At 67.0% G+C, this 4,792-nt stretch carries 5 protein-coding genes; 1 reads left to right on the forward strand and 4 read right to left on the reverse strand.

The annotated features are described in order from the left end of the window. A partial coding sequence (locus U1E69_RS10495) for a heavy metal-associated domain-containing protein (protein WP_322244328.1) occupies positions 1 to 203 on the reverse strand: 203 nt, incomplete at its 3' end. 108 nt (positions 204 to 311) lie between these two features. Here U1E69_RS10495 and U1E69_RS10500 point away from each other — a divergent pair. Further along, a complete protein-coding gene (locus U1E69_RS10500; RefSeq protein WP_305543168.1) occupies positions 312 to 1,217 on the forward strand; it encodes a LysR family transcriptional regulator in 906 nt (301 codons plus the stop codon). A 33-nt stretch (positions 1,218 to 1,250) separates the two neighbouring features. On the opposite strand, the gene U1E69_RS10505 is transcribed toward U1E69_RS10500, so the two are convergent. The 3 genes from U1E69_RS10505 to U1E69_RS10515 all read right to left on the reverse strand — a co-directional run bounded on the left by U1E69_RS10505 (position 1,251) and on the right by U1E69_RS10515 (position 4,735). After that, positions 1,251 to 1,724, reverse strand: coding sequence for a hypothetical protein (locus tag U1E69_RS10505; protein ID WP_149766316.1), 474 nt, complete (start codon positions 1,722 to 1,724; stop codon positions 1,251 to 1,253). Between the two features lie 142 nt (positions 1,725 to 1,866). Further along, positions 1,867 to 2,859 carry an FAD:protein FMN transferase gene (locus U1E69_RS10510; RefSeq protein ID WP_036760150.1) on the reverse strand — a complete coding sequence of 331 codons (993 nt, stop codon included), beginning with the start codon at positions 2,857 to 2,859 and terminating at the stop codon, positions 1,867 to 1,869. Continuing rightward, a complete protein-coding gene (locus tag U1E69_RS10515) occupies positions 2,840 to 4,735 on the reverse strand; it encodes a PepSY domain-containing protein (RefSeq protein WP_371135223.1) in 1,896 nt (631 codons plus the stop codon). The genes U1E69_RS10510 and U1E69_RS10515 overlap by 20 nt, the downstream gene beginning before the upstream one ends. Positions 4,736 to 4,792: the final 57 nt, after the last annotated feature.

The following is a 4,792-nucleotide window of genomic DNA, read 5'->3' on the forward strand; positions in this document are numbered from 1 at the left end:
CGGGCCTCGTAGCCGGTGGATTTCACCACCGAGACAAGGGCCTCGACCGGGGCGGATGCGGGGTCATGCTCGACCTCGATGCGGCCGGTGTTGAAATGCACCTTGGCGGCGGTCACGCCGGGAGTTGCCGCCAGCGCCTTCTCGATCTTGGTGACGCAGGAGGGGCAGGAAAATTCGTCGCTGCGCAGGATGGTCTTGGTCATGGCTGGTTCCTTTCATGTCGCCGCCCGGTGGGGCGGTCATTGCTTGTGAACTCAAGATATGCTGTCCTTTCAGGATCAGGAGTGGCAATTTCGACAAGGGATCATTGCATGAATGCACAGGCGCAGGATTGGGACGATCTGCGGTTGTTTCTGGCCGTGGCGCGGGCGGGGTCGCTGTCGGGCGCGGCGCGCAGCCTTGGCGTCACCCATTCGACCGTGTTTCGCCGCATCGGCGCGTTCGAGGCGCGGCTGGGGGTGCGGCTGTTCGACCGGCTACCCGGCGGCTATGCGCTGACGGCGGCGGGCGGAGAGATGCGCGATTCCGTCATCCGCATCGAGGAAGAAATCACCGCGCTGGCGCTGAAGGTGACCGGGCAGGACCAGCGGCCCCATGGCACCATCCGCATCACCACCACCGACCTGCTGGCGGTGGGCGTGCTGCCCCCCCATGTCGCCGCCTTTCGCGCCGCATGGCCCGAGATCGAAATCGAGGTGATCGTTGCCGACACAGTGCTGGACCTGACCCGACGCGAGGCCGACATGGCCCTGCGCATCGGCAATCCGGGGCAGGAAACGCTGGTCGGGCGGCGGGTCGGGAGGCTGGGTTTTGCCATCTACGCCGCAGCGGGCCGGGCGCCCGCTGACCTGGGCGAGTGCGACTGGATCGGCTATGGCGCGGCGCATGGTCCGCTCAGCCGCAATCTGGCGCGCTGGTGGCCGGATGCGCGGCAGGTTTACCGGACAAACTCGATCACCGCCGCCCATGCGGCGGCAAAGGCGGGGGTCGGACTCGCTGCCTTGCCTTGCGTGATCGCTGATTGCGACCCCAGCCTGATCCGCGCCGCCGCGCTGCCCGAGGACTTCATGCTGGACCTGTGGTTGCTGATTCACGAGGATCTGCGCCAGACCGCGCGCATCCGCCTGTTTCTGGACTTCATGGCGACGGCCCTGACGGCCGATGCCGACCTGCTGGAGGGGCGCTGCCCGTGCAAGACAAGGCCGGCGCAGGCGTGACGCCCGCGCCGGCCCATGCCTGCGCCCATGGCGTCAGTCGATCATCTGCCAGCCCGGATGCTCGAAATGCTCGCCATAGGCGTTCAACGCCTGAACGATCGTCACCGCGCCAGTCTCGACCTCGCCGGCCTCCAATGCCGAGATGCCGGTCATCACCTCACCAAGGACGATATGGAACTGCTCGTCTACCTCGGGTTCCAGCACACAGTTCTCGACCATGAAATCGACCTGCTTCTGGACATCGGCAGCGACCCCATTCGCGGCATCGGCAGGCAGGGTGCCGTTGTGGATCGCGTCCAGGTTCGCGGCCATGGTTCCGTGAATCGCGGTCATGCCGGTGATCATGTTCTGATCGCCCTGCCATTTGGCGCCATCGTTCAGCGTGATCTCGATAGCCCCCGCGCCATGGCTGTCATGTCCCTGGGATTGCGCGGCGGCAATGCCAGCTGACCCCAGCGCGAGGGCGAGAGCGACAGCGACGGTGGTGAAAGATTTTACAGTCCGCATAGTGATCTCCTGTATCTGCCAAGTGGTTCTGGCCGCGGCGGGCATCGACAGACGCCGCCGGGCTTGGGATAGACATAGGCTGTCCGTTTTCGCACGAGAATTGACGAAACCTGCAAAGACCTATTGCACGAATGGACAGACCTCAGGCACGAACCAGACCCTCTCGGCCTGCCGCCGATACCATCGGGCTGTCGAACAGCGCCCCGACGGCATGGGGCCGGATGCCGTCTGCCTCGCGCATCAGAAACAGCGCATCGAGGGAAAGGTGTGCGGCGAGTTCGCCGCCAGCCTGCGGACCCAGCACCATCAGCGCGGTTGCCCAGGCATCAGCCTCGGCACAGCTGCCCGTGACGACCGTGACCGAGGCCGGCGACGACCGCAGCGGGCCGCCCGTCGCCGGGTCCATCGTATGCGACAGGCGCTGGCCCTGAACGGTGACATGATGCCGGTAATCGCCCGAGGTGGCGACGGCAGCATCTTGCAGCATCAGGACCGAATGGGGCGCGCGGCGTTCGGGATCGGGCGCCTCGACGGCGACGGTCCAGGGCATGCCGTCGGGCCGCAGCCCGGAGGCTCGCATCTCGCCGTCGATGCCAACAAGGAACCCGGTGATGCCGAAGCCCCGTAACATTTCGGCCAACCTGTCGACGCCGTAGCCCTTGGCGATGCCGTTCAGGTCGAGCGTGATGGGTGCATGTTTCCTGACCAACCCGGCCGCGCGGTCGATCTCCAGCACCTCATGCGCGGGCGGGCGCGTGGTTACCATGGCCCAGCGGATGGCTTCAGCGCTGGCTTCCTCGGGGCCAAAACCCCAGGCGCGCACCGCATCGCCCATGCCGATATCGAACGCACCGCCCGATGCCGCACAGATCCGCAGCCCGAGGTTCAGCACCTCGGCCAAGCCGGCAGGAACGGCCACCCAGGCGCCAGTGGGCGCCCGGTTCAGGCGCATCAGGTCGCTGTCGGGTTGCCATGTCGACATTGCGGCATCAACCTCCGCCACGGTCGCTTGCAGGGCAGCCTGCACCGGGGCGGGGTCCAGCCCGGCATCGGCGTGGAAACGCGCCGACCAGCGAGTGCCCATGGTCGGGCCGTTCAGCGCGTGGCGGCCCGGGTCAGTAGATATCTTCGGCATAGCGCCCCTCCGCTTTCAGCGCGAGCGGGGTAAGACCCGTCGGCGCGAGGATGTCGGTCAGCGCCTCGGCCACGCCCGAGGCCATGTCGCGCCCGCCGCAGACCATGATGCGCGCGCCTTCGTGTACCAGCCGGATCAGTTCAGCGCTCTCGGCCCGCAGCGCGTCCTGGACATGGCGCGGCTTTGCCCCGCGCGAGTTCGCGGTGGTCAATCGCGCCAGACGGCCATCGACCTGCCAGCCGGCCAGATCGTCGCGATACAGGAAATCGCTGTCGGGGTGGCGCATCCCGAAGGCCAGATGGATGGGCCGCTTGCGGCTGTTGCCCCGGATGAAGCCCGCAAGCGGGCCGATGCCAGTGCCGGCGCCGATCAGGATCAGCGGCGAGCGTCCTGCTGCGGCATGGAAAGCCGGATTGTGCCGGACGAAGGCGCGGATCGCCTGGCCCGGCTTCAGCGCCAGAAGCTGACCCGAGCAGAGGCCGCCGGGATGCTTGCGCACCACGATCTCGACGAACCCGTCGCGCCGTCCGGAGGCCAGCGAGTAGAAGCGCGGCAGATCCGCACCCTCGGGCAGAACGCCGAGGAGATCACCGGCCTGAAACCGGCCAAACCCCCGACCTGTCAGCCGTTGCAAAAACGTCGCCTCGGGTAGGGCAAAGCGCAGGATCGTGGTCGGCGCCTGCACCTCCGCCCCGTAATCACGGCGCGAGATCAGGGTGAGCCGCCCCGTCACGGGCGGGGTTGGCACATGTTCGAGCGTAAGCTCGATCCCCAGCGCCGCCCCCAGGGCGCGGCCCCAGCGGGCGAAATCCTGCGGCGACTGGCGATCGACCGTGTCGAAGGGCATCAATTGCGCCCAGCCTTTGGCAGCAGCCCGACTCCCGACTTCATCGGCGAACGCGCAGAACGCGGGAAAGCTGCGATCGCCGAAACCAAGCACGGCAAGCGGGGCCTCAGGGACAGATTCCAGCGCCGCGAGGCGTTCAATGAACCCCTTCGCCGTGGCGGGAGCCTGTCCCTCGCCCCAGGTGGCGGCGAGAATGACGAACCGTTCGGCCTGCGGATAGCGCGCCGGCTCGAAACCGGACATTGGCGCGACATGAACATGCTGGCCCGCCGTGGTCAGCGCATGTTGGAGCGTCGCAGCGAAACCCCAGGTGCTGCCGCCGTCCGAGCCCACCAGCAAGATGGTCGCAGCGCCGTTTGCAGGATGATTGCCATGGAGACGCGGTCTTGACCGCCGCCCCGCGAACCAGAGCACAAGACCACTCACCCCCATTGCCGGCACGCCGAGCGCCAGCACACCCAGCACGAGGCCGAGAGATGCGGCCCCCTGCCCGGTATGCAGCATGTAGATGGTTTCAGATATCTGTTCCCACATCGTCAGCTCGGCCCAGGCCAGAAGCTCACCCGTCCCCTGATCGAGATAGCCGGTGCCGCGATCCGTCTTCAGAGTGAAGGCGTCCGTGGCGTCGCCAGGATAGGGAAAGCTCAGCTCGCGCAACTCCGTGACAGCAATCACGGAGAGCGGCTCCATCGCAGCAAGCGAGACCCCAGTGCTTCCGCTGACCTCAGTCGGAAAGGTCGGCGGTGCGGCTCCATCCGGCAGAAGATCGAAGGTCGAGGCGGCCATCCACAGTGCAGTCGCTGAGGACAAAACCAGCCCCGCGACCGCCACGCGGGCGATCCCGGTATGGCTGCGGCTCGACGCCGGCCCGCGCAAAGGGGCGAACCAGCGCCGCCAGCCGCCCATGCGCCGCGCGACCAGCATCGCGCCGGAGACCGACAGGATCAGCATCGCCACGGCGCCAATGGCCATGGCGATACGACCGGCATCGCCCAGGAACAGCGAACGGTGAAGGTTGGTCATTGGCATTTCCTTTCGTGTTGCGGCTGGCGGTTCGGGTCTGTTGCCTTCTTCCGCCGATGGGCT

Origin of the sequence: Tabrizicola sp., assembly GCF_034366665.1 — a bacterium.
Classification (GTDB): domain Bacteria; phylum Pseudomonadota; class Alphaproteobacteria; order Rhodobacterales; family Rhodobacteraceae; genus Tabrizicola.

Bases quoted from the DNA above. Each gene is read 5' to 3' on its own strand.
- U1E69_RS10510 (WP_036760150.1), bottom strand. From the start codon at position 2,859: ATGCCGAAGATATCTACTGACCCGGGCCGCCACGCGCTGAACGGCCCG.
- U1E69_RS10505 (WP_149766316.1), bottom strand. From the start codon at position 1,724: ATGCGGACTGTAAAATCTTTCACCACCGTCGCTGTCGCTCTCGCCCTC.
- U1E69_RS10500 (WP_305543168.1), top strand. From the start codon at position 312: ATGAATGCACAGGCGCAGGATTGGGACGATCTGCGGTTGTTTCTGGCC.
- U1E69_RS10515 (WP_371135223.1), bottom strand. From the start codon at position 4,735: ATGCCAATGACCAACCTTCACCGTTCGCTGTTCCTGGGCGATGCCGGT.